We start from the raw sequence: 25,551 nt of genomic DNA on the forward strand, positions 1-25,551 counted from the left end.
AGTAGCCCCAATGCGGGCTACGGGGATTCGATAGCATTTCTTAATTAACTTTCAAGTTATCATAAAACCCCGGTGCATTCGCACCGGGGCTCACGTCACTTATTTTAATTTCCAGATGTCTCTGTTGTATTCTGCGATGGTTCTGTCAGAGGAGAAGAAGCCTGCTTTGGCGATGTTCACTAACATCATCTTCTTCCACTTCTGCTGATCCTCGTAATCAGCGAATGCCTGATCCTTTACCTTGATGTAGTCCTCTAAGTCAAGCAGGGTCATGAACCAGTCTTTGTTCAGCAGCTCGTTGTACAGGCGCTCCAGATTCTCCTTTTTGCCGACCTTGAGTACTTCTTTGCTGACGATGAAGTCCACTGCTTCCTTGATCACAGGGCTCTTCTTGTAGTAGTCCTTAGAGACATAATCCGCCTTCTCGTAATGCTTGATAACAGTGTCACTGTCCTTACCGAAGATGTAGATATTGTCATCGCCTACCAGCTCATGGATCTCTACGTTTGCACCGTCACTTGTACCCAGTGTTACTGCACCGTTTAACATGAACTTCATGTTACCGGTTCCGGATGCTTCCTTGGATGCCAGAGAGATCTGCTCGGAGATATCGCAGGCAGGGATCAGCTTCTCGGCATAGCTTACGTTGTAGTTCTCTACCATAACAAGCTTCATGTAAGGGCTGACTTCAGGATCATTATTGATAATGTCGGACATTACCAGCAGGAGATGAATGATATCCTGAGCGATCACATACGCAGGTGCAGCCTTTGCACCGAAGATGAAGGTCAGCGGTGTAGAAGGCTTCTTGCCGCCCTTGATCTCCAGATATTTGTGAATGATATACAGTGCGTTCATCTGCTGACGCTTATACTCATGCAGACGCTTTACCTGAATATCGAAGATGGAATCGGGATTCAGCTCCACGCCTTCCTTCTCCTTGATATAGGATACCAGTTCGGTCTTCTTGGTCTTCTTGATATCATAGATAGCATCCAGTACCGCCTGATCGTCCTTGTGCTCTAACAGCTTCTGTAATTCTTCAGCATCCTTCTTGTAACCGTCGCCGATGGTCTGGGTCAGGAACGCAGCCAGCTCATGGTTGCAGGACAGCAGCCATCTACGGAAGGTGATACCGTTGGTCTTGTTGTTGAACTTTTCAGGGTAAATCTTGTAAAAATGATTCAGTTCACTCTCTTTCAGGATCTCGGTATGGATCGCTGCCACACCGTTGACGCTGTAACCATAATGGATGTCGATGTGTGCCATGTGCACTCTCTTGTCCTTGTCGATGATCTGAACTTTTTCGTCCTTATATTTCTTTGCCACGCGGTCACTCAGCTCCTTGATGATGGGAACCAGCTGAGGAACTACCTTTTCAATATAAGCCAAAGGCCACTTTTCCAGAGCCTCTGCCAGAATGGTGTGGTTGGTATACGCGCAGGTGCGGCTTACCACGTCAATGGCTTCGTCCATGGTGAAGCCTTCCTCAGTGGTGAGGATACGGATCAGCTCAGGGATAACCATGGTAGGATGGGTATCGTTGATCTGGATTGCCACATGCTCAGGCAGAGTATGCAGATCATAGCCTTTTTCCTTTACTTCCTTCAGGATCAGCTGGGCACCGTTGCATACCATGAAGTACTCCTGGTAGATACGTAACAGGTTACCGGCCTCATCGGAATCATCCGGATACAGGAACAGAGTCAGGTTCTTCTCGATGGATTCCTTATCGAAAGTGATACCTTTCTTTACCAGGCTCTCATCCACGGTCTCAATATCAAATAAATGCAGCTTGTTCAGTCCGTTCTCATAACCTACCACGTCAATATCATACAATACGGAAGTCACCTTGCGGTCACCGAAAGCTACTTCAAACTTAGTGCCGGTGTTGTTCAGCCAGGAATCCTTCTGGATCCAGTCGTTCTTCTCAGCATTCTGCAGATGATCCTTGAATACCTGCTTGAACAGACCGAAGTGGTAGTTCAGACCGATACCGTCTCCGGGAAGTCCCAGAGTAGCGATGGAATCCAGGAAACATGCTGCCAGTCTTCCAAGTCCACCATTACCAAGAGAAGGTTCCGGCTCTGCCTCTTCGATGTCAGCGATGTTCTTACCGTTTTTCTTAAGGATCTCACTCAGTTCCTCATAGATGCCTAAGTTGATCAGGTTGTTGGATAACAGCTTACCGATCAGGAACTCCATGGAAATGTAATATACTTTCTTGTCTCCGGTGATTGCGGGAGTCTCTGCCATCTTCTCTTTGGTCAGCTGCAGTACTCCGGTGTACAGCTGTGCATCGGTGCAGGCGCTGATATTTTTTCCATACATTTTGCCGGTGATCTCGTTTAAAGTCTGCTCTAAATTCATTTCAAACTCCATTCTGCACGATAGTCTTATTTTTGCCAAAACGAATGTACCGTGCCACACTCATTTTTCATATCCTTTTTCTTTATCTGGGTATTATACTTACTTTTTGGTATCTATACCCTTATCTCAGCTGATCTCTGGGTATTTCCTATTTTTTCCGCTCTCCGTACCCTCGCAATGCTAAGATTTTGTGTATGTCTTTCTCTTACAATACACAGAATATCATAGGAAAACGTTTTCCGCAACCCTTTCTTTGATTTTCTTGGATTTTTGTGCAAAATAGCTTAACAGATAATGTCCTTATAGTACATTTTCACGATACTGTGGGGCATGACTACCTGATGTCCCTCGCCGCCGTTCATGAGCTGATGTACTTCTTCCACGGCCCTGCTGGAGATACTGTAGAAATCCTGTCTGATAGTATTCATCTGCTTACCGACATATCCCATCAGGGTGATGCCATCGAAACCACACACCGGACGGAAAATGTCCATATCGATCAGGGCATTCATTGCACCGATAGCCATCAGGTCGGAGGCGCAGACTACCACGTCCTTATTTTTTGCATATTTCAATGCCACGTTTCTCGCTGTCAGTTCACTGAAATCTCCCTGTCTCACCATCATGGTCAGATCCAGATCCTTCACCAGACGTTTCATACCCTTTAATCTCTGTTCCGTGACATAGCCGTCTCTTCTGCCGGCGATATAAAGAACCCGCCTGCAGTTGTCGTCCAGCACCGTCTTTTTCGCCACATCGTACTGTGCCTGCTCCTGGTCGATACTGATAGATGTGGTCCTGGCATTGACAATCGGTGCATCCACGACCACGCAGGCGAACTGCTTCTCCCGAATCAGTTTCTGCAGTACCTTGTCCTCCTTGGACATGCCGTAGATCACCAGACCTGAGATACTCTGTGAGAGAAAATATCTCGTAATCTCCTCCGCAGTCATTCCTACGATCATGGACGGGAAGATTGTCACGACTTCCACGTTCAGTTCTTTCGCCTTGTCCAGTGCTCCCACCAGATACTGCATGAAGATCTGGTCGATAGCCTGGGTCTGTCTGTTAGGATCCAGCACCAGCGCGATTCTTCCGAACTGCTTGGAGGAAAGCGCCGCAGCAATGGAATTCGGAATATAATTCAGCTCCTTGATGGCGTCCTGTACCTTTTTCTTCGTCTCTTCACTGACATTCGGGTAGCCGTTCAAGACCTTGGATACTGTTGAAATTGCCACGCCGGCATGTTTTGCAACTTCTTTGATTGATACCATAAATCCCCCGTTCCGGCCGCAGATCCCTGCGCCCGTTTTTCTCTATTACCGCGACGGAATGCAGTCTTATTCCATTTGACGTTTACTCATATATTCTCTATACTATAATTTAATGATGATTTCGTCAATGTACAGCATTTACGAAATATGATGCTAATTTTTGGAAAAGGTTTTCCGTTTCAATATCTATCAGCTAATCAACAGATACAGGAAGGTAACAGATATTATGGCTGTGATCAAAAGTGTGGAAGAAAAATATATGAAAGAAGCCCTGAAACAGGCAAAAAAAGCCTACGCTCTGGGAGAAGTTCCCATCGGTTGTGTCATTGTACATGAGGGAAAGATCATCGGCCGGGGTTATAACCGTCGTAATACAGATAAAAACACGCTGGCGCATGCGGAGATCACAGCGATCAACAAAGCCAGCAAGGTCATCGGCGACTGGCGGCTGGAAGAGTGCACGCTCTATGTAACTTTAGAACCGTGTCAGATGTGCGCCGGTGCCATCGTCCAGGCCAGAATCCCGGAAGTTGTCATGGGCTGCATGAATCCCAAGGCCGGATGCGCCGGTTCGATCCTGAATATACTGGAAATGCCCCAGTTTAACCATCAGGTGAAGGTTACCCGGGGCATTTTGGAGGCAGATTGCAGTCAGATGCTGAAGACCTTTTTTGAAGAGCTCCGCATCCGGAACAAACAGGAGAAAGCTGCAAGAAAAGCTTTAAGCGATCTCACGTAATTCTTCGTCCGTGTCTGCCTGATTCCTGATCCTATTTCCTTTGTGCAGATTCCACAATCCTCCGATCATTCTGCCCACCGCGTAAAGTCCCATAGGTGCATACAGAATCAGAAACACATAATAGGGGAATACATATCTACACTGTGCTTCCCACAGGATACTGAACAGGAATCCACCTATTACGGAGATGAGTGGCAGCCACAACGCCGCCGGAAGCTCTTTTTTCTGATACCATGCTCCGAAGGACGCGATCACGATAAACGCACCTGCCAGATATACGATACTCTGATAATAGTTGGCGTATTTCCATACCATTTCGTGCAAGTTTCTATAATACAGACTATAAATTACAGGTGGCAGTTCCGTTCCTTCCGGGAAGGAATGTGTTGCCTTCAGACTGGAAAACAACGGTTCCAGCCATTGGTCTTCCAGTTTATTTTTGTAAAACTCCACCGTCATCGACGGATTTTCCTTAAATTCCTGTATTCTTTCGCGGATATATTCTTTTCCGATCTGCGCAGAAGGCTCCGGCTGAAAATCATTGTCTTCAAACACGGACTGCTGATAACGATTATAGACGCCCGCCATGCCGTCTGTCTCCTGCATTCCCATGGCGATCCAGAGAATACTGGGGATACCGATGTCACTCGGATATCCGGAACGGTATTCATACATTACATCCACTGCCTTCACCGAAAGCGTAGCAGTCAATAATATGACTACTCCTGTCAGCAGGAATTTCCACTTCTTTTTCTTCAGACTCACAAGTAATGCATAAATTGCCACAGCGATGAGGACGATCCATGTATTTTTCCGGGCAAGCAGCGCCATAGCTGCTGCAAATGCCGCCAGTGCCAGATACCTCTTCTGCTCATAGTGTTCATAAGCGCTGACCGCCCAGAACAGGATCATGCAGAAGCTGACGCTTAAGATGTCTCCATAGATGTAAGGTAAATAGAGCAGAAACGGCATGCAGCCAAGCAGCAGCGCGCAATAAAGAATACGGAATACTGCCCGATCTGTGTTCAGTTTTAAGAAGCCATAACCTGCCAGAATTGCAAACAGCCACCAGATCACATGTGCAATCTTCGCTGAAGTATAGTTAAAGTTACCGAAAAAGGTGAACAGAATCTCATACAGTGCCCCCAGTCCTTTCTGCTGCTGGTACATTCCCACATAGCCACCGGGCCCCAGCATGACATAGTTGCCCTCTCTGGCATATGCTGCGAACGCTGCCACGCCGATCTGATCTCCTTCCGGAAAATAGGGATTCTTCAAGATATACAAAATTCCCAGTATAAATGCCGCCACAACGGTAAGTATCAGTACTCCCAGGCATATTTTCTCCTGCTGCACGCGCTTGGTTCTCGCCAGCATTCTGTCCAGTCCCCAGACCGCTGCCACCGCCAGCAGAAATACAAGAATGTGCTTCCAGGCAGTATCTTTGACCAGAATATTCCGAATGCTGTAATCCACGGTTCCGTAATAGGAATAACGGCATGCCCAGTAACCTAGCAGTGCCATGACCGGAAGCGCACAGACCAGAAGTATTCCCAATAGCAGCTGATATATTTGTTCTCTTTTTCCTTTCATCGCTTTGTATCCTTTTCGAAGCGGTTATCTTCTACAAATTCACATAATTCCGATTGCCTATGTATACCGCCAGTTTTTCATTTTGATATTCCAACGTGGGGGCTTCGCCCTCCGGGAACTGCTGTTCAAAGGCTTCCTGCATATCTATCCGCACCACATAAGCAGTCCGCATGTCAGTGGGAAGTGTGGGGGGATACCATTTTGTACTGGTAAGCCACCAGTAACCTGCCAGGTTCCCCATAGAATAAGAATGTCCCATGGTGACTTCTCCGTCCGTGATCAGGCAGATTCTCTCCGCATCCCAGAATTCCGCATAGCCATATGAAATATCATTTTCTGTCAGGAAATCCGCCACTTCCCGGTATTCCTGCAGGTTATCCCGGGTCGTTACCGCTTCGTAATAAGTGTATTTCAGATTCAATACAGAGAAAGCTGCTACCGCTATCAGGATCAAAGCTGCAAAAACAGACTGTTTTCCGGTCAGATGTTCCACCAGGACCGCCACAATCACCGCAGCAGCAAACCATGTCATGAAAAAGTAATAGTGCGCTGCTTCTGCGGAAGTAATGCCGATAATAAATGCCGTAACCCCCACGGATGTCAGCAAGATTCCAACAGTCCGTTTCTCCCTGTCGGAGGCATCGGACCTTTTACGGAAAATATACCAGATGCCGTATCCTAACAGGATGAGAAACGCCCACAATAGCAGCTGGATCAGGGAGTCAAAACTACCTACCTTCGCATTGCCCGCCAGACCGAAATTCTCCAAAATTGCCGCCGGTACAGTTATGAGCAGCTTCTCCACCGCCTCTTTTGGATTTAGCAGATATACTGCATAATCCCCTCTGCCGCCATACAGGCAGGATATCAAAAATGCGATGACAAGACTTCCGATGTATCCCGTCGCCAGATAACGTCCACCGGGAAGCTTCTCCCGCAGATGTCCGGATTCCAGGAATAATGCTATCACCTCTGTTACAACCAACGGCAGGATCACTACCTGAAGACAACGCTGTCCTCCGCAGTTTAACAATACAGCCACTACAAATAAAACCAGCCATGAAAGGAGTCCCTTTTTCGTGAGTTTGCGTTCTTCCCGTAATTTCATGTAAAATAAAATACTGAAAAATAAGAAAATCCCATGAAAGACATAATACTCGGCAAACAGAAACAATAACAACGTTACAAACGGCACCATCTGCCCTTCATTACGCCATCCGTTCGCCGGCAGTGCGCACAATACAAGCAGTGCCGTGATCGCCGCCGGTCTTCCCAGTGACAGTTTTCTTAAAAAATAGTAAAAAGTGCCCAGAAACGCTGCTCCCAACAAGATGCAGGTAATTCCCACAGCAGTCTGCATGCTGCCTGTCATGCCGTAAAAGACAGACGCCACCGTGGGCATACCAATAATGCGGCGCTCCGTGCTGGAGATCCAGTCATCGGGAGCAATGTCCTTCTCTGTCCAGATTTCCCTCGCCAACAACGCCTCCGCAGCAATATCCGAATCCACATGCTGCGCATATTTGTATAGGTTAAGATAGCAGAATACCCCGAGATATATCAGTAACAGTGCTCCTATGATCCATCCCAGCAGTGTCGTACCTTTTCGATCGTTCTTCATTGATTTTCTCCAACAACAGATGTTTTTTGTTTTCATAATAGCACGGTTCCACGCTTCCATCAAGGCAAAGAGACTTGACAAAAAGAGATTAACACGCTAAACTTAAAAAGCCGTATATGTCGGGTTGCCATGCAGTGGTGATGAAACTCGGTCTTACGCAATGGAAATCTACGAACCGTGTCAGGTTGGGAACAAAGCAGCACTAAGTAGAACCTTCCATGTGCCGTGAGGAAACTGGGTGGAGCTGCTGTCTGGTCCGGCGTATGCGGTTTTGATATTTGTAGCTATGCATAAAAGGAAGAGGTACAGATATGGCTTCAGGAACTACTGCTTTTTCGAATAATAACGCTGACGTTTGGCTCCGTGATGTCATGTCCGATTGTGTGCTTTGTCCCCGTGCCTGCCATGTTAACCGTCTCGCCGGGCAGACTGGGTACTGTGGGCAGACCGCTGAGCTCATGGCAGCGAGAGCCTCCCTGCATTATTGGGAGGAGCCCTGTATTTCCGGTACTTCCGGCTCCGGAACCGTCTTTTTCTCCGGCTGCAATCTGCGCTGTGTGTTCTGTCAGAATCATAATATTGCCCTGGGAAAAGCAGGTCGCGTGATCACCCCCAAGCATCTGGTGGAAATTTTCCTGCAATTGCAGGAGCAGGGTGCGAACAATATCAATCTGGTAACTCCCACCCATTTTCTGCCTCAGATCGCTATTGCTTTAGAACAGGCAAAACATCAGGGTCTTCATCTTCCTATTGTATATAATACCGGAAGTTACGAATCGGTGGATGCACTACGGAACTTGGAGGGGCTTGTGGATATCTATCTCCCGGATCTGAAATATCTGTCTGCGGAATTATCCGCTGCTTATTCTCATGCTCCTGATTACTTTGAGATCGCTTGTGCTGCCATTGCGGAAATGTACCGGCAGGTAGGGGATCCTGTCATCTGCGCGGATACCGGTCTGATGCAGCGGGGAATTATTGTCCGCCATCTGCTGCTTCCGGGACAGACGAAGGATTCTAAGAAGATCCTGCGCTATCTCCACGAAACCTACGGGGAGCATATCTATATCAGCATCATGAATCAGTATACACCTCTGCCGCAGGTAGCAGATATCGAAGCATTGAATCGCACCGTGACACCGGAAGAATATGACCGTGTACTGCGATTTGCAAAGCGGATCGGCATCGAGCAGGGATTTCGCCAGGAAGGCTCTGCCGCCAGTGAAAGTTTCATTCCGGAATTTGATGAGCGGGGTCTGTGATCCTCTCACAGCTCCACCGAGATCAAATAATATCCGAAATCCCCGTCCCATGCCGGTTCCCTGGCACCTTCAAAGCTTTCAAAGCCGAACATTCCGGCGACCTGTTTTTCCCTCTCATAAAAATTCCCCGGAACCCCTATGTAATATTTTACCTCACCAGAGTTCTCCTGCCGCATTAGCAGTAAATGTCTGTAATTATAATAGCCGTGCAGTAAAAAGCTGTTATGCGTCATCTGATAACAGCGCTCCCGCAACACTACGAAATCCTCCGGCCCCACGGAGAGAAATTCCCTGGCATCCCGGAAGGGATGAATGTGTGGGTAAATACTGCTTAACTGCTCCCATTTGGTATCCTTCATGTGCAGAGTGTGTTCCACCGCGGCAACGGATTCCTTTGCCGTTTGCGCTTGCCGTTTTCCTGTCTCCATGGGAATGGCTGCTTCCGCCGTTACCTCTGCTTTCTTCTCTATCTGCTTCGGTTCTTCGCTTTTCATCGCGTTTTCCGACTTTGGCACAGATTTCTTTTTGGTATCTCCGGTTCCTCCGAATTTCCCGGCAATGACACAATTTCGTTCCAACGGAATCCGTATTCCAATTATTTTCCCCCATTCTTTTTCATACGGAATCCTTTTTTTGCAGAAAGCTCTCCCCCGATTTGTCATTATTTCGCACAGTTGCTGTTCTCCGCTTTCCCGTTGCAAATACAGTGGTATCTCATTACCGGACACGCTTTCCTGTTCATTCAGCTGCACAGTCAGAATTTCTTCTTTACCCAGGCTTTCCAGTCTCGCATACCCCGCACTTCGGATCCTCTGCCCGTTTTCCTGTAATTCCAGATAACTGATCTGTTTCCGATATGACATAAAAATCCCCCCGCATAAAGTATTCTAATTATCTTTATGCAGGGGGTTGTCCTTAATATTCCTTCATATTAATATTTTCATTTCTCTTAGAAGAAAAGATACACTCCGGCTAAAGTTCCTACATAAAAAAGGATATTTGCGGGAATTGTAAATTTCCATGTGTCTTTAATAGTATATCCGCTGGCTCCGTAACACATAGCTGCTTCACCGGAAGAACAAGGCAATGCGCAGGCACATTTTACTGCCACGTCGATTGCAAGCACTGCGGGAACAGGATTTAAACCGGCTGCCAATGCTGTTGTAACTGCTACAGGAATCAGTGAATACATTGTTGCATTGTTACTCATAAAGTTTGTAACTACAACTGCAATACCACTAAAGATAGCAACAAGGCTAAATTGTGTCATATTTCCACCGAACAGGGAAATAATAGTATGTCCTATAATTTCACCGGCACCTGTGGAAGAGAGCGCACTGGTCAATGTAAAGATACCTGCCAGCATGAAAATCAGGTCCACTGTAATTCCCTTTTTTACATCCTCAACGGTAATAACCTTTGTAAATACCAAAAATACTGCGCATACTGCAGGTCCAATATAAAGAAGGTTTCCTGTAAACTGATTAAAGATCATCAGTAATAGCATAACTACGAACGTAACATAGGTAATAATTTCATTCCGTTTCGACATTTTGGGTTGTTCTTTATTCCTATCCTCGTTTGTTTCTACCGCAATCGTATCCAGTTTCTTATGAGGCAGTAATTTATAACAGGAAATTGTATATATTGCCAATAAAATGCCGGGAACCAGGCCCGCAAGCATTGGGTCAAACATTCCAATACTATACTGTTCTCCTGCCGACTCCAGGAATCCGTCTAAAATCGCGAACTGCCCTGCACCGATTCCAAAAGGAATTCTGCCGTTCCACAAAGTTGTCAATGCTGCTGCCGGCAGAATAACTCTTGCTGCATTCACTTCGCCTTCATCATTTAAATTACGTGCCATCATAATAATGATTGCAAGTAATGCAGGTCCCGGCATAAACGTTGCCAAAACAATAATTGCGATCACAAAGATCAGCATCAATTTGATTCCAGATTTACCATCCTGCATTTTCATGAGGTTTTTCTGCAATCTACCGATAAAACTCGTCCTAGCCAAAGCATTCGTTACTACAAACGCACCGGCTAACATAACTACGAAAGGGTTACAGAATCCTGAAAATGCGGTCGGTACATCCAATACTCCCACAACTCCCAGAATAATACAGCATGTCATGGTAATCAGACCAAATGGCCATTTATTAGCCACAAATGCTGCTATCATCAATATTAATACGGCTATTACAATATATGCATCCATCTTTTTTCCTCCCGATTATAATCCTGCTACACGCCCTGCTGATTGCAACGGCAGCCATTCATGAATTGCTTTACGAATCTGTGGATCCCAAAAATCAAAATTATGTATTCCTTCTCCTGTAGAAAATACATGTTCATATCCTATCTTTTCCAGATACTCATGATACTTACAATTTCCCTCGTAGAGGAAATCTCCGGTTCCCACTGCCAGGTAAAGTTTTGTTCTGACTTTTTCACTCTTCATAGCTTTATCCGCAAGATCATACAAGTCATCTGCACTTCCCTGTCCGTGTTCACTGTTTACAAATGCATGCGACCATACCGTAAACTCTTCTTTATCTATCAAATTTTCTATAGGATCCGTTACTGCCGACAATCCAATTGTATACCCATAAATTTCCGGGTGCGCCAGTCCCAATCTTACTGCACCGGTTCCTCCCATGGATAAGCCACCTATAAAAGTGTCTTCTCGCTTTTTCGATACCGGAAACATCCACTGAATTACTTGTGGAAGTTCCTGTGTGATATAAGTTTCATAGTCCTTCCCAGCATCTGTATCCCGGTAGAATGAATTTTCGCCGTATGGCATAACCACTGCTAGATTATGATTACGGGCATAATCTTCAATTCTGGTAAATCTCTGCCAGTCTCCTTCATCCCCAAAGGTTCCATGGAGCAGATAAAGTACCGGAAAATCTTTATGTGTCTCATAATACGTTGTAAAATCATGTTTCCTCTTGGTTGCTCCGTTTTGGTCCGGTAGCAATGACGGTAAAAACACATTAACATTGGTTCTTGTCTTCAATGCTGCCGAATAAATTTTTAATTGAATTGATGCCATAAAAATACCTTCCCTTCTTTTGTTTTATTATTCCATGTATGCACCTTTCATAGGAGATACCGCATGTTCCGTATATTGCTTCATAATACCTTTGGTATATTTTGCAGACTTTGGTCTCCAGTTTTCTTTTCTTTTTTTCAAAATATGTTCGATTTCCTCTGCGCTTCTTTTCTCTCCCTGAATTCCAACAATTTCTATTTTTCTTTGTTCGATGCTGATGTGAATGAGGTCTCCCTCCTCCACAAGCGCAATTGGGCCACCCACCGCAGCCTCCGGACTGACATGCCCTATTACAGGTCCTCTGGAAGCACCCGAGAAACGTCCATCTGTAATCAGTGCAATGCTGGAAGCCAACTCCGGATCAGAGCAAATGGCCTCTCCTGTATAAAACATTTCAGGCATTCCACTTCCTTTGGGTCCCTCATAACGTATAAACACTGCTTCTCCCGGATGAATTTTACCTTTCAGAACTGCATCAATACATTCTTCTTCACTGTCAAAGGGTCTCGCCAAAAGCGTTGCTTCAAACATTTCCTTAGGACACGCTGTATGTTTGATCACGCATCCTTCCGGCGCCAGATTTCCATGTAAAATTGCAATACTTCCGTTCACTCCTTTGGCATGGTTAAAATCATGAATGATCTCCGTTCTTTCGATTTTTCTTCCTAGCAGATTTGCATGTTGCTGTAATAATTCCTCGCAATGCTCATAGAAACCACTTTGTTTTAACTCTTCCAGATTTTCGCCAAGCGTTTTTCCTGTCACAGTCATTACATCCAGATGCAGCATTTCCTTAATCTCTTCCATAACTCGAGGCACTCCGCCCGCATAATAGAAATACTGGGCAGGCCAGTCGCCGGAAGGTCGAATATTCAGTAAATAATGGGCATTTCTATGCATTCTGTCAAAAGTTTCCGCATCGATTGTATAGCCGAATTCATGTGCAATTGCAGGAAGATGCATGGTTGCATTTGTGGATCCGCTGATGGCTGCATGTACCATTATTGCATTTTCGAAGCTCTTCCTTGTTACAATATTTTCTGCTGTGATTCCTTGCCTGATAAGTTCCATAAGCTGTTTTCCGGCATCATATGCCGCCTGTTGCAATTCCGGCGCTGTCGCCGGCATCAATGCCGTACCCGGCAGCATCAATCCTAAAGCCTCAGCCATTATCTGCATTGTAGATGCTGTTCCCATGAAAGAGCATGCTCCACAGCTTGGACATGCATGCTGCTTATAATAGTCCAACTGTTCCTTCGGTATTTCTCCCCGTTTCTCCTGTGCGTCAAATTTTCCTATCTGCTCTAATGTTAATAGCTCATTTATGGCACATGCAGGATCTTTTTCTACATATTTATCTGGGATATGATGTGCCTCCATAACACCACCTGTTACAACGATTGAACTCATCGTCTTTAATCTTCCGACTGCCATCAGCATAGCTGGCATTGACTTGTCACAACTGGCTATATACATCCCACCATCAAAGCCACTGGCATTACCATGCACTTCTATCATGTTCGTCATCATATCACGATGTGCCAATGAAAAATTTATTCCATCATGTCCCTGTGCTATACCATCACAAATATCTGTTACAAAGTACCTTGCCGCTTTTCCGCCGTTGTCATTAACTGCCTGTACTCCTTTATCCATCAGTTTATTCAGGTGTACACTTCCAGGGTGGCTGTCCCCAAAAGAACTCTCTACCAGAATTTGAGGTTTCCCAAGATCTTCTGCACTCCATCCCATTCCCATTCTAAGAGGATCATTTTCCGGAGCAAGTGCTCTTACTTTCTGACTGTGTAATTCCATCTCTGTTCTCCTTCCTTACATCAAGTTGTCACACAGCTTTTATGGTTTTAGTATAAATCCCAAAAGCCATCCTATCAAGTTGTTACAAATACGTTCTACTTTTTGACGATTTTTTCTATTTTATTCATGATTTTGTTCTTTATTTTTGAATATTTTATCCAAAAAATTGTTGTGACTAACTGTTTCCTATGTTTTCTTTCAAAAGTTGTCTGACTAATTTTAATCATAAAAAAAGAACACAGTATCAATTACCGTGTTCCTTTGCTTTGATTTCTTTGATAAGATTTCGATTATACGCTATATGCATAGTCATTGCAGTCCGTGCTCCGATAGGGTCGTGTTCTGCAATAGCATCCGTAATTGCTCTGTGAGTTGTAATAGTTTCTTCTGTAAGCTGTTTATGCGTTACATTTACAAACATAAGAACTGCTGTTTCGATAATAGAAATCAATTGTTCTACAACCTTGTTTTTACTGCATCTTGCAATATACGTATGGAAATCTATGTCCTCATGGATGTATGGTTCTCCCCGCCGGATCTTTTCCTCTACGAGATTGCATTTCGTAATAAGTCTGCTAACTTCCTCTGGTGTAGCACTATATGCTGCCAGTTCCGCAATACCTGGTTCCAGAATAAGTCTCAGGTCTACCAGATCCATTGCCAGTGAAACTTTATCTTCTATGTCACGCAGATTGAGCGGATCCAAATCTTTTGGCATTATCTCTCTGACATAAGTTCCTGATCCCCGTTTTGTTTCCAGTACTCCACGGGATACTAGAATTTTAACAGCCTCCCGGACGGTACTCCTACCCACACCAAACATATTTGCCATCTCAAATTCATTCGGCAGGCGTTCACCTGGGGATAACCCCCGCTGTGTCACGTACTCATATATTTGTTCTTCAATTTGTTCCGCAAGCAGGGTGTTCCGAATTCCTGTGAGTTCATTCATATCGCACTATCTCTTAATATTCCTGGATATCCAGATATTTCATGTAATTAACGACCATCAATGCGATCTTGAAGGTCAATGCATCATCAAAGCTGCGCAGGTCCAGTCCGGTGCTCTTCTGGATCTTCTCAATACGATACACCAATGTATTGCGGTGTACGAACAGCTGTCTGGAAGTCTCCGACACATTCAGATTGTTCTCAAAGAACTTGTTCAATGTATTCAATGTCTCTTCGTCCAGATCGTAAGGTACATTGTCACCGAAAATCTCTTCGATGAAGATCTTGCACAGATTCACCGGCAGCTGATAGATCAGCCGTCCGATGCCCAGCGTGCTGTACGCAATTACTTTCTTCTCTGCATAGAAGATCTTGCCTACATCCAGTGCCATCTTAGCTTCCTTGTAAGATTTGGAGACATCCTTCAGTTCCTGTACCACAGTACCGTAAGCCACCTTAACATCCAGCAAAGCTTCCGCATTCATCATTGCTACGATAGTCTCTGCCAGTTCGTGCAATGCCTGCGGCGTTGTAGTATTCTCTACCGACTTGATCAGGATCAGGCTGGATTCGTCTACCGCAGTCACATAATCTCCCGCCTGAGGAGAGAACATGCTCTTAAGCACTTCCGATACAATACCATCCTTCTCATCCTTGGTCTCAATGAGGTATACCGCTCTCGGGCAGCTGACTTCCACATGAAGCTTCTTCGCTCTGTTGTAAATATCTACCAACAATAAATTGTCCAACAACAGATTCTGGAAGAAATTGTTCCGATCAAAACGTTCCTTATAGGCAATGACCAGGTTCTGAATCTGGCTGACTGCAATCTTGCCTACCATATATACGTCATCTGTCATCCCACGGGCAACCAGCACATATAACAGTTCTGCCTCATCACGGATCTTCAGAAGATGATGCACTCCGATCACCTGACTGTCCGCAGGAGATGCTGCGAATCCGCTGATCAGGTCCGTCGTGATGTCATCTCTCTCCATGGTAGATGCCACAACAGATCCGTTCAGATCATAGACTCCGAGGTCTACTTTCGTAATTGCTTTTAATTCATCAATGCTTGTCTGTATAATCTGGCCTGTAATCATATTGTCCACGCCTTTCTGTAATATTCCATATCCGTTTGCTCTACTCATAGATAAAAAGCTCCCTCTGCAGACAGTCTTGCTTTTTATCTATGATCACGCTATATGATCTCGGGGTCAAAAGCCCCCGACTGTGATGCCTACGTATTGTTCCGCGCTACGCACTCCCACAATCCTTCCCCTCTATTCGCATATCGTGGGATTATCATCACTATATATGCTTAGTATAAAGGATTTGCGCATCCGGTGCAAGCAAAAAGCAGAAAAAAAGCCCTGTCTGCAATTACAGACAGGGCTTTGAAATCTCTTATGGAGTTTAAGACTAGTTGGTAATAACCTGCTCGGTCTCTTTGTCGAATACGTGGATCTTCTCAACATCCAGAGCAAACTTAACGGTATCGCCAGGTCTTGCAGTAGTACGAGAATCTACTCTTGCGGTCATAGGGAACTCGTCAAGATCGAAGTACAGATATACTTCTGCACCAAGTAACTCGTAAACCTTGATGGTAGAGGTAAATACGCTCTGAGGAGAGGTCTCGATGTACATCTCGGAATCATATACATCCTCAGGACGGATACCGAAAGTAACAACCTTTCCATCATAACCGCCATCGATCAGCTTCTTGGACTTAGCGGGAGGAAGGGGAATGCTGTGACCTGCGATTACCAGGTTAGCTACGTCGCCTTCTACCTTAACAGTAGCATCTAAGAAGTTCATCTGCGGAGATCCCATGAATCCTGCTACGAACAGGTTGCAAGGCTTCTCATACAGGTTCTGAGGAGTATCTACCTGCTGGATAACGCCGTCCTTCATAACAACGATTCTGGTACCAAGGGTCATAGCCTCGGTCTGGTCATGTGTAACGTAGATGATGGTGGTGCCCAGTCTCTGATGCAGCTTAGCGATCTCGATACGCATCTGTACACGCAGCTTAGCATCCAGGTTGGACAGAGGCTCATCCATCAGGAATACCTTAGGGTTACGAACGATTGCACGTCCCATAGCAACACGCTGTCTCTGACCACCGGACAGAGCCTTGGGCTTACGATCAAGCAGCGGAGTCAGATCCAGGATCTTAGCTGCTTCCTTAACCATCTTATCGATCTGATCCTTGGGAACTTTTCTCAGCTTCAGACCAAATGCCATGTTGTCATATACGGACATATGAGGATACAGAGCATAGTTCTGGAATACCATTGCGATATCTCTATCCTTAGGCTCTACATCGTTAACTACTCTGTCACCGATCTTCAGTTCACCGGAGGAGATATCCTCCAGACCTGCGATCATACGAAGAGTGGTGGACTTACCACATCCGGAAGGACCTACGAAAATGATGAACTCCTGATCTGCGATCTCAAGGTTGAAATCCTTAACAGCTTCAAAACCGTTAGGATATACTTTGCAGACATTCTTTAAAGATAAACTTGCCATTTGAAAATACTCCTTTCATATTTACAATGTTACTTTCTCTCATTGTGAAACGATATGTCTCGTTTGAATCTGAAATCAGTATATCGAAATTCACAAAAATGTGCCATACCACTATTTCACAAAGATTTTGAATCATATTGTATGAATTGCTTATAAACTTTTCTTTTTTTGAAAATGCTTGTCAGATTGAACAAATCTGTTTCTATTTCTTGGACATTTTCCACAAGCGGGCCTCTACGTTGTCTCTTTTTCCGGCTTTTTGTAGAACGTAAGCTGATTCTTGCCATGTCTTTTTGACACATATAACGCATTATCCGCGGATTTGTACAGATTTTCAAAGGTTCTGCCGTCTCCGGGGAACACTGCTGCTCCCACGCTGGCTGTAACAGAATACTTCACATATTCTCCGACTTCAAACTGGTGGAAAAACTGCTCGATCTTCTTCCCTTCCCGTTCGATCATGGTAATATCACGGATGTCCTTGAGAAATACCATGAACTCATCACCACCGGTACGGCCCACAATATCCGTTGCACGGAACATGGACTGCAGGCGCACTGCCAGGTTCCGGAGTACTTCATCTCCGAAGGCATGTCCCATGGTGTCGTTGATCTTCTTGAAATTATCTACATCCAAAACAAACAATACCCCCTGCTTATCCGGATATTGCTCCATATATTCACGGATCTTACGCTCTGTGGCCATCTTGTTGTTCAGATCGGTCAGCAGATCGGTATCTGCCTTGTCCTCCAGGACTTTACTGTGTTCCGAGGCCTTTATGCGTACCAGTACATTGATCACCGTGATCACAATCAGGGCTGCTGCGATCGATATGCTGATCTTGACGATCAGATCCACGATAGGTTCGCGGAAGGACTGCCGGATACCGGACAGATAGGATTCATCAATGCCTACCACCAGATTCCATTCTGTGTCCGCAATGGGGAAATGACAGAGAATCTTACCTACGCCATTCTCATTGACATGCAGTATCCCATTGTCGCCCTTCTGCTGTTGTCTGTCAAACAGTGTCCAGCTTCCAAGGCTCTCCGCTATCCCCTTTAAGGAATTCCAGAAATCGTTTTTAAGAATAGTGGTCTGATCTGTGGCACCATAGCTTGCCATAATACTACCGTTACGATTGACCAGAGAGAAAAATGCCTTATCTCCGTATACGGAATTCTCAAAGAAATCTGACATCTCTGCCGGCTCCATATAACTGAGCAGGTATCCGTTCACATTTCCGGGATTTGTAATAGGGCATACATAGATGAAGGCTGACTGTCCGTTGATCCCATCCGTTTTGGTAAATAGATAATGTGGTGTTTCGCCAAGGATACTGTCATAATAATTCAGCTCTGTCATATCGATCTGCCGTCTGTCATTCAGAAAGCCCGTACCGTTGGTTGCGCAGTATACAACCATGTATGCATCACTGGCCTTCATCAGTGTATCCAGCTTCTCATTCAGAAACGCATCACTTCTGTCCGGGCGGCTCGCCATGATCGACGCAACCGCATCCGTGATATTTTCCAAAGCTTTCAGCCTATCCTCTACCCCGGCAGCATAATAAAGTCCGATTTGTTCCGCCTGATCGTCCACCACTGTCTGTATTGCTGTGTCCATCTGATTATTAAAGTCATATATGCTCAAGACCAGTGCAATGACTAACAATACACATGGCAGAACCCATTGAAGGAAATTTTCCCATATTTTTCTCTTCTGCATACTCTGAACACCTCTTATCTGCTGTCTTTAGAGTCTCCGCCATCAGGCCCCGGCCCGGCAGATAACCTTGCTACTTATCCTCTATCTTAATGCTTTCATCGATCTCATCATGAAATACTCTTTCATCCTCTTCCGGTGATACTTCCGGTGCCGGCTCCTGTTCTGACAGAAGCTGGTCTTCCAGTTTCTGGAAAAACTTATTATACAGCATTGCGGACGCATATGCCGGCAGAGAAAAGCCAAACAGGAAGATGATCGGTATCAGTCGTAAAGACACCAGATATATGATCAGCGGGAAAAATGCCATCACAAACATCACAACTGTCTTGGGCAGCTGCAGAATGCTCATAATAAAAGCATTTCTGATGGTTCCCATGATCGTATTGTCAAATTTGGCAAGTACCGGGAATACATATAGTGCCGTACAGATCACAAGTACTGCCGCAGCCATGATCAGAATCACCAGTACACTGCTGAACTGTATTCCGGATTTGGTAATAATGTAATAATCTCCACCCAGCACTGCTGCTATCAGCAGGATCAGCAGCCAGATCAGCGTTGCCTGACGGAAATTAGTCTTAAATGATTTGAAAAAGCTTCTGGTAATATAGCTTTCCTCATTGCGCACGATCTTCAGTGCCACATAGTGCATGGAAGTGAATGCAGCTCCCGCCGTGACAATGGGAATACAGCAGATCAAAGTCAGAATATTCAGCCACATCAGGTCTGCCATTTTATTGAGTACATTCATTAACGGGCTATCCAGGTCAAAAATCTTCATTTACGTCATATCCTTTTCTGTGTTTTATAAAAATTTCTCCATCGGTGTTACGCGGATCCCCGAAAAAGCTTCCTCTGCATGTACTGCATGAAATCCAAGCTTTCGATAGAAATCCACGGCATATGGAGCTGCCTTCAGCGACATATACCGTTCCCCCGCCTCTTTTTTCAGATATTCGCACATTCTTCCCATCAGACTCCGTCCAACACCTCTGTGATGATATTCTTCGTCCACGAAAAGAAGCGACAAATGATTGTAGTTCCGCACAGAAGCCGCTCCGATGATCCTGGCGCCATCCAAAGCCACCATCATCTGATATCTCCCCTGCCGGAACGACTTATAGAGGTGTTCATCCGTAATGAATTCATGGAAATTACGGATTCCCTCCTCTGTATAATCCACCGCCTCATATTTCAAAAAAGTCTTCCAGATCATATGCATGGCAGGGATCCAGTCTTTGTCCTCTGCCCATCTGATCTCGTAGCTATTCGCCATATCTGCCATACTGCACCGTCTCTCCGATTCAGGATCAGGGACTCCTCTGTTCTCAGGCGATCCCCGGGACTTCCTTGCAGATCCACTGCCAGATGTCCTCCATCGCTGTCTCTGCATCGTCTTCATTCAGGAGTTCATGTCTGTCATTTTCGTACAGCTTCACGGTAATGTTCTTCACTCCGGCTCTCTTCAGAGAGTTACATGCCTTATGAACACCCTTACCGTAATCTCCCACGGGGTCTTCCGCTCCGGATACCATAAGAATCGGCAGGTTCTGGGGAACCTTTTCCAGATTCTCCTGCTTCTGCAATCTACGGATCAATTCAAACAGAGTCTGAAAACCGTTCACGGTAAAGGTAAATCCGCACATTCCGTCTGCGATATAGCGGTCCACATTCTCCGTATTCCGGCTGAGCCAGTCGCTGGAAGTTCTGGGAGAATCAATTCGTTTGTTATAGCCTCCGAAGGCAGCCTTGTCAATAAAATGACTGACATGCTTCGAACCGCAGAACAGCTTCTGCATTCCCGCCATGGCTTTTGAGGCAAAAATCAGCCCCGCCGGCTGCATTCCCGTACCTACGATGACTGCACCGTCGATTCCGCTGCCGTAACGGCACAGATAGTTCCTCACAATAAAAGATCCCATGCTGTGTCCCAGAATAATATAAGGCACCTGCGGATATTGTTCTTCCGTGATCTTCTTCAGACGATGTACATCCCGGACTACTACCGTCGCAGGATCCTGCTCGCAGAAGTAACCGAAAGTTCCACCCTCTGAAACAGATTTTCCATGTCCCAGATGATCTTCACCGGTGACAAGGATTCCTCTGTCCGTAAGATATTTTGCCAGTTCTTCATAGCGTTCCACGTATTCTGCCATTCCGTGTACTACCTGCACAACAGCTTTTACCTTACCGTCATCGGGTGTATAACGTACTGCATGGATACGGTTCTCGCCATCCCGGGAGTCAAAGTAGAATTCTTCTTTGATCATAAGACCTCCTTGATTGCAGAAAATCATAGGACGCATAAAACAAATGTCAATTTACAGCCATATGCTTCCGCGTCCTATTCATTATATATCATTTTATATAAAATTTTAAGTCCTATATTGCTTTTTTTGTAAAATAGTAACTATTACATCCCCGTTGTTCATGGTTGAACTGTTTTAGCAGATCTCTGCTCCTGCCGGCATATTTTTCTCAGGGGTTACCAAAGCGAGGTTGCCTTCGGCGTCTTCTGCGCACAGAATCATGCCCTCGGACAATACTCCTGCCAGTTTCGCGGGCTTCAGATTCACCAGTACCATAACCTTTTTGCCTACCATTTCCTCGGGGCTGTAATGAGCCTTAATGCCGGAGACGATCTGACGTACCTGACTGCCGATCTTCACCTGGCTGCACAGAAGCTTCTTGGACTTAGGCACTGCCTCACAGGAGATGATCTCACCTACCTGGAACTGCATTTTCGCGAAATCGTCATATTCGATCTCTGCCTTGGGCTCGATATCAATGGCTTCCTGCTCTGCTTTTTCGGCTTCTGCATTTGCTTCTTGTGCTTCATGTTCCGCTGCTGCCTTGATCATGGCTTCTTCCAGCTCTGCCTCTTTTTTCGCTACCTCCTTCATATCCAGACGTGCGAAGAGGATTTCGGGCTGGTCGGTTACTTTGCTGCCGCTCTCATACAGACCGAACTGCTCCAGCTGGTCAAAGTCTCGCAGGGAGGTATTCAGCTGTTTTGCAATTTTCTCAGCTGTCTCGGGCATGTAGGGCTCTAACAGGGAAGCTCCGATGATGATGCCTTCCACCAGATTATACAGTACGGTTGCCAGGCGGTCTGCCTTGGCTTCGTCCTTCGCCAGTACCCAGGGCTCCGTCTCGTCGATATATTTGTTGCAGCGTTTGAAAATACCGAAGATCTCGGTCAGGGCATCTGCCACACGCAGTTCTTCCATCTTTGCCACAACTTTTGCATAGGTACCGGTCACGGTCTGCTTCAGATCCGCATCCACTGTCGCATCGTTCTCGGTCAGCTGAACGTTTTTATTCTCTACCACACCACCAAAGTATTTGTTGCTCATGGAGATGGTACGATTCACCAGGTTGCCCAGGGTGTTGGCCAGGTCGGAATTGGTACGCTCTGCCACCAGCTCCCAGGTCAGGTTACCGTCGTTTTCAAAGGGCATTTCATGCAGTACATAGTAACGCACCGCATCCACGCCGAAATAATCTACCAGATCATCCGCATAGACCACATTTCCTTTGGATTTACTCATCTTGCCGCCGCCCATGAGAAGCCAGGGATGTCCGAATACCTGCTTCGGCAGAGGCTCGCCCAGTGCCATCAGGAAAATAGGCCAGTAGATGGTATGGAACCGGATGATATCCTTACCGATCAGATGCAGGTCTGCGGGCCACAGCTTCTTGTACTGCTCGGTGCTGTTGCCGTCTGCATCGTAGCCGATACCGGTGATGTAGTTGGTCAGCGCATCCAGCCATACATAGATGACATGCTTGGGATCGAAAGTCACCGGAATACCCCAGGTAAAGGAAGTACGGGATACGCACAGATCCTGTAAGCCGGGAAGCAGGAAGTTGTTCATCATCTCGTTCTTGCGGGATACGGGCTGAATGAACTCGGGATGCTCATTAATGTGCTTGATCAGTCTGTCCGCATACTTGCTCATACGGAAGAAGTAAGCCTCCTCCTTGGCAGGCTTTACCACACCGCCGCAGTCCGGGCACTTGCCGTCTACCAGCTGGGACTCCGTCCAGAAAGACTCACAGGGAGTACAGTACATTCCCTCATAGGCCCCCTTGTAAATATCACCCTGATCATAGAGACGTTTGAATATCTTCTGTACCTGCTTCTCATGATCCTCATCGGTAGTACGGATGAACTTATCATAAGAAATATTTAACAGGTCGCACAGTCCGCGGATCACACCGGCGATCTTGTCCACATGCTCCTTGGGTGTGATACCGGCTGCCTCTGCCTTCAGTTCGATCTTCTGACCGTGCTCATCGGTACCGGTCTGGAAGAAAACATCATAACCTTCTTTTCTCTTGAAACGCGCAATGCTGTCAGCCAGTACGATCTCGTAGTTATTACCGATATGAGGCTTGGCGGACGTATAGGCAATGGCAGTTGTAAGATAATATTTTCCTTTGCTTTCCATAAATCTGATTCTCCTTTTCTTAAAAATAAAAGCCCGTCTCCTGAAAGAACATGAAGTTCTTCAAGAAGACGAGCATAATCTCGTGTTACCACTTCTCTTCGTCTGTACCTCACAGCACAGACCTCTTCGGGTCCGTAACCCTATCCGCTGTAACAGGCGGATCCTGTCGCAGCCTTGCTTCTACCGTTCCTGTTCTGTTCCGGTATCCGTTCGGTGCGCCGCTCAGAAGCCATCTTCTCTATCTGTCCGTTCCATTCCTCTCAGCCATACGGAATGTTCTCTGTAAAACTTCTATGATAAATACTCTCTTCCTCATTGCATTTGCGTATTCTTACAGTAGCACAGGAAATCCGGACTGTCAATGCAGTTTTGTCTCATTACTGCTCATTGCAGTTATTCTTTTTCCCCCAGTATCAAAACAGAATATGCCGGAAGCGTGACCGCAGTTCCTTCGCGTTTGGCGCTCTCCTCTCCGGTATAAAGCTCTCCAAGCAGTACCATATCCTCTGCTGCGGTATCTCCAACGGTAAGTCCGGTCAGATCCACACTTGCAGACTCCGCAGAGGTATTTCCCAACAGTAATAAAGTATTGTCTTCATAGCTTCTTGTCAATGCAAAGCATTGCTCGCCGGAATACTGCTCCAGATAAGTGGTGTTGCCTCTGGCAATAGCGGGATTCTGGTTCCGGATACGGATCGCCTGCTTTACATAATTGTAAATGGAATCCGGATCCTCCTGCTGCTCTTCCAGACTGTCGAATTTCATCTGAAAATCTTCCATATCCGCAGGTCCCTTGCACATGCCTTCCGCTTTGTCATCCTTGCTCCAGTACATGGGAGCCCGCTTATTCTCATCCTTGCCGGAACCCTTCATCCCCAGTTCCTCCCCATAGTAAAGGAAGGCGTTTCCGCCGGACAACAGATTCAGGGCATTGCCAAGCTTCGTCTGTGCCTCACTGTTTTCCCCGGCATAGTAGCCTGTGCTCCGCCCCATATCATGATTCGTGTAAAAAGGGGCATTGATGTAATCCGGATTGTATTGCGCATACATAGCCTGCTCCGCTTCCAGATTCTTTGCATAGGATGCCGCGGATGCCTTGCCGTTTACCACATTTGCGATGATTCCGGACTTGTCAGCGAAGGTAAAATCAAACATGCTGTCCACGCCGCTCGCGTAATATTGCGCATAGGTATTCTGATCTGTCCAACATTCACACACCAGATAATTCTCCGGGTCCTTGCCATGGACATAATCGGCAAACCAGCTTAAAATCTCGACATTGTCTTCCACAGAGCCGGTGACGTATTCCTTCACCGCATCCAGGCGGAAACCATCCACGCCCATATCCAGCCAGAAGTCCGCCACCTGCTCAAATTCCCGGCGCACCGCTTCGTTCTGCAGATCCAGATCCGGCATGCCGTCCCAGAATCTTGCTTCATAATACCAGTCTGTCCCATTTACCTGCGCATATCCGCTCTGGGCTTCCCTTGAAAAATGGTAATAATCTACATAAGGACATTCTGAGGGGTCAGGCTGTGCTCCCTCCGGCAGATTTTTCAGATACTCCGTTGCCTGTAAAAACCATGGATGCCTGCTGGAAGAATGGTTCATCGCCAGATCCAGGATCACACGGATCCCACGGTCATGGCAGGCTGTCAGCAGCTTCTGAAAATCATCCAGAGTACCATACTGCGGATCGATATTCTCATAATCCGTAGTGTCGTATTTATGATAGGTCGTGGAGGGCATTACCGGCATGAGCCAGATGCCGTTGATCCCTAAGTCCGTATCCGTCGTATCGTCGCCATCATTCAGATAGTCCAGTTTGTCCAGGACTCCCTGCAGATCGCCGATGCCGTCACCGTCACTGTCATAGAAGGAATAAACAAAAAGCTCGTAGTAGGTGCGGTAGTTGTCGTCTATGATCTGTAACGCCCGGGCATCCTGCGCTAACGATACAGCACTGCCTGTGTTGTCAGTGTTGCCGTCCGTGCTCTGGTTCTGTAGGGTGGCAGTTCCATCCTGTGTACCCGCAGACGCACTGCCTGTTGCCTGGTCGCTTCCTCCGCAGGCAGCCAGAGATACCGTCATCCCTGCTGCAAGTATCAATGCCCATAATTTTCTGTTCCATCTGCTCATCATTTT

The 25,551-nt window shown here is 46.2% G+C and carries 19 protein-coding genes, 1 other RNA gene, 1 pseudogene and 1 other annotated feature; of the genes and pseudogenes, 4 read left to right on the forward strand and 17 right to left on the reverse strand.

The genetic code is table 11. The features are described from left to right. Positions 1 to 99: 99 nt before the first annotated feature. Both ACTRDR_RS10430 and ACTRDR_RS10435 read right to left on the reverse strand, forming a co-directional pair. The gene (locus tag ACTRDR_RS10430; RefSeq protein WP_440527395.1) at positions 100 to 2,370 is read right to left on the reverse strand and encodes a glycogen/starch/alpha-glucan phosphorylase; all 2,271 of its coding nucleotides are present in this window, start codon (positions 2,368 to 2,370) and stop codon (positions 100 to 102) included. Between the two features lie 284 nt (positions 2,371 to 2,654). Beyond that, on the reverse strand, positions 2,655 to 3,644 hold the full coding sequence (locus tag ACTRDR_RS10435) for a LacI family DNA-binding transcriptional regulator (RefSeq protein WP_176863773.1): 990 nt from the start codon (positions 3,642 to 3,644) through the stop codon (positions 2,655 to 2,657). 226 nt (positions 3,645 to 3,870) lie between these two features. Between ACTRDR_RS10435 and tadA the strand changes: the two genes are divergently transcribed. Further along, positions 3,871 to 4,383, forward strand: coding sequence for a tRNA adenosine(34) deaminase TadA (gene tadA, locus ACTRDR_RS10440; RefSeq protein ID WP_176863771.1), 513 nt, complete (start codon positions 3,871 to 3,873; stop codon positions 4,381 to 4,383). Here the strand turns inward: tadA and ACTRDR_RS10445 are convergent. Both ACTRDR_RS10445 and ACTRDR_RS10450 read right to left on the reverse strand, forming a co-directional pair. Further along, on the reverse strand, positions 4,366 to 5,976 hold the full coding sequence (locus ACTRDR_RS10445; RefSeq protein WP_440527398.1) for a hypothetical protein: 1,611 nt from the start codon (positions 5,974 to 5,976) through the stop codon (positions 4,366 to 4,368). The two genes, tadA and ACTRDR_RS10445, sit on opposite strands and share 18 nt — an antisense overlap. 31 nt (positions 5,977 to 6,007) lie before the next feature. Beyond that, positions 6,008 to 7,597 carry a hypothetical protein gene (locus ACTRDR_RS10450; RefSeq protein WP_440527399.1) on the reverse strand — a complete coding sequence of 530 codons (1,590 nt, stop codon included), beginning with the start codon at positions 7,595 to 7,597 and terminating at the stop codon, positions 6,008 to 6,010. Between the two features lie 105 nt (positions 7,598 to 7,702). Between ACTRDR_RS10450 and ffs the strand changes: the two genes are divergently transcribed. Both ffs and ACTRDR_RS10460 read left to right on the forward strand, forming a co-directional pair. After that, positions 7,703 to 7,870: signal recognition particle sRNA large type (ffs, locus tag ACTRDR_RS10455), an RNA gene on the forward strand. A 38-nt stretch (positions 7,871 to 7,908) separates the two neighbouring features. Beyond that, positions 7,909 to 8,859 carry a radical SAM protein gene (locus ACTRDR_RS10460; protein WP_440527401.1) on the forward strand — a complete coding sequence of 317 codons (951 nt, stop codon included), beginning with the start codon at positions 7,909 to 7,911 and terminating at the stop codon, positions 8,857 to 8,859. Positions 8,860 to 8,864: 5 nt separating this feature from the next. On the opposite strand, the gene ACTRDR_RS10465 is transcribed toward ACTRDR_RS10460, so the two are convergent. The 6 genes from ACTRDR_RS10465 to ACTRDR_RS10490 all read right to left on the reverse strand — a co-directional run bounded on the left by ACTRDR_RS10465 (position 8,865) and on the right by ACTRDR_RS10490 (position 15,792). Next, positions 8,865 to 9,722, reverse strand: a complete 858-nt coding sequence (locus ACTRDR_RS10465; RefSeq protein ID WP_176863765.1) for a DUF6128 domain-containing protein — start codon at positions 9,720 to 9,722, stop codon at positions 8,865 to 8,867. Positions 9,723 to 9,808: 86 nt separating this feature from the next. Beyond that, positions 9,809 to 11,083, reverse strand: a complete 1,275-nt coding sequence (locus ACTRDR_RS10470) for an SLC13 family permease (RefSeq protein ID WP_176863763.1) — start codon at positions 11,081 to 11,083, stop codon at positions 9,809 to 9,811. 15 nt (positions 11,084 to 11,098) lie between these two features. Next, on the reverse strand, positions 11,099 to 11,923 hold the full coding sequence (locus ACTRDR_RS10475) for an alpha/beta hydrolase-fold protein (RefSeq protein WP_176863762.1): 825 nt from the start codon (positions 11,921 to 11,923) through the stop codon (positions 11,099 to 11,101). A gap of 27 nt (positions 11,924 to 11,950) precedes the next feature. Then, complete coding sequence (gene ilvD / locus ACTRDR_RS10480; RefSeq protein ID WP_176863760.1) at positions 11,951 to 13,738, reverse strand: dihydroxy-acid dehydratase domain-containing protein; 1,788 nt, start codon at positions 13,736 to 13,738, stop codon at positions 11,951 to 11,953. Positions 13,739 to 13,982: 244 nt separating this feature from the next. Beyond that, on the reverse strand, positions 13,983 to 14,690 hold the full coding sequence (locus ACTRDR_RS10485) for a FadR/GntR family transcriptional regulator (protein WP_176863757.1): 708 nt from the start codon (positions 14,688 to 14,690) through the stop codon (positions 13,983 to 13,985). A 13-nt stretch (positions 14,691 to 14,703) separates the two neighbouring features. After that, a complete protein-coding gene (locus ACTRDR_RS10490) occupies positions 14,704 to 15,792 on the reverse strand; it encodes a helix-turn-helix domain-containing protein (protein ID WP_176863780.1) in 1,089 nt (362 codons plus the stop codon). Positions 15,793 to 15,894: 102 nt separating this feature from the next. Here ACTRDR_RS10490 and ACTRDR_RS10495 point away from each other — a divergent pair. Further along, positions 15,895 to 16,090: pseudogene (locus ACTRDR_RS10495) on the forward strand (hypothetical protein). A gap of 21 nt (positions 16,091 to 16,111) precedes the next feature. Here the strand turns inward: ACTRDR_RS10495 and ACTRDR_RS10500 are convergent. The 7 genes from ACTRDR_RS10500 to ACTRDR_RS10530 form a co-directional block, all read right to left on the reverse strand. Further along, positions 16,112 to 17,224: an ABC transporter ATP-binding protein gene (locus tag ACTRDR_RS10500; protein WP_176863755.1), complete on the reverse strand. Its 1,113-nt coding sequence runs from the start codon at positions 17,222 to 17,224 to the stop codon at positions 16,112 to 16,114. Positions 17,225 to 17,458: 234 nt separating this feature from the next. After that, the gene (locus ACTRDR_RS10505; protein WP_176863753.1) at positions 17,459 to 18,952 is read right to left on the reverse strand and encodes a diguanylate cyclase domain-containing protein; all 1,494 of its coding nucleotides are present in this window, start codon (positions 18,950 to 18,952) and stop codon (positions 17,459 to 17,461) included. A gap of 70 nt (positions 18,953 to 19,022) precedes the next feature. Continuing rightward, a complete protein-coding gene (locus ACTRDR_RS10510) occupies positions 19,023 to 19,733 on the reverse strand; it encodes a YesL family protein (protein WP_440527405.1) in 711 nt (236 codons plus the stop codon). Positions 19,734 to 19,757: 24 nt separating this feature from the next. After that, a complete protein-coding gene (locus ACTRDR_RS10515; RefSeq protein ID WP_176863749.1) occupies positions 19,758 to 20,237 on the reverse strand; it encodes a GNAT family N-acetyltransferase in 480 nt (159 codons plus the stop codon). A gap of 43 nt (positions 20,238 to 20,280) precedes the next feature. Continuing rightward, complete coding sequence (locus ACTRDR_RS10520; RefSeq protein WP_440527406.1) at positions 20,281 to 21,222, reverse strand: alpha/beta fold hydrolase; 942 nt, start codon at positions 21,220 to 21,222, stop codon at positions 20,281 to 20,283. 174 nt (positions 21,223 to 21,396) lie between these two features. Next, positions 21,397 to 23,406, reverse strand: a complete 2,010-nt coding sequence (gene metG, locus ACTRDR_RS10525; protein WP_440527407.1) for a methionine--tRNA ligase — start codon at positions 23,404 to 23,406, stop codon at positions 21,397 to 21,399. 61 nt (positions 23,407 to 23,467) lie between these two features. Then, positions 23,468 to 23,731 (reverse strand) — a binding site (T-box leader). Between the two features lie 68 nt (positions 23,732 to 23,799). Then, the gene (locus tag ACTRDR_RS10530; RefSeq protein WP_440527409.1) at positions 23,800 to 25,548 is read right to left on the reverse strand and encodes an alpha-amylase family glycosyl hydrolase; all 1,749 of its coding nucleotides are present in this window, start codon (positions 25,546 to 25,548) and stop codon (positions 23,800 to 23,802) included. Between the last annotated feature and the right edge of the window lie 3 nt (positions 25,549 to 25,551).

It is taken from the genome of Simiaoa sp., assembly GCF_051972595.1.
GTDB lineage: Bacteria > Bacillota > Clostridia > Lachnospirales > Lachnospiraceae > Acetatifactor > Acetatifactor hominis.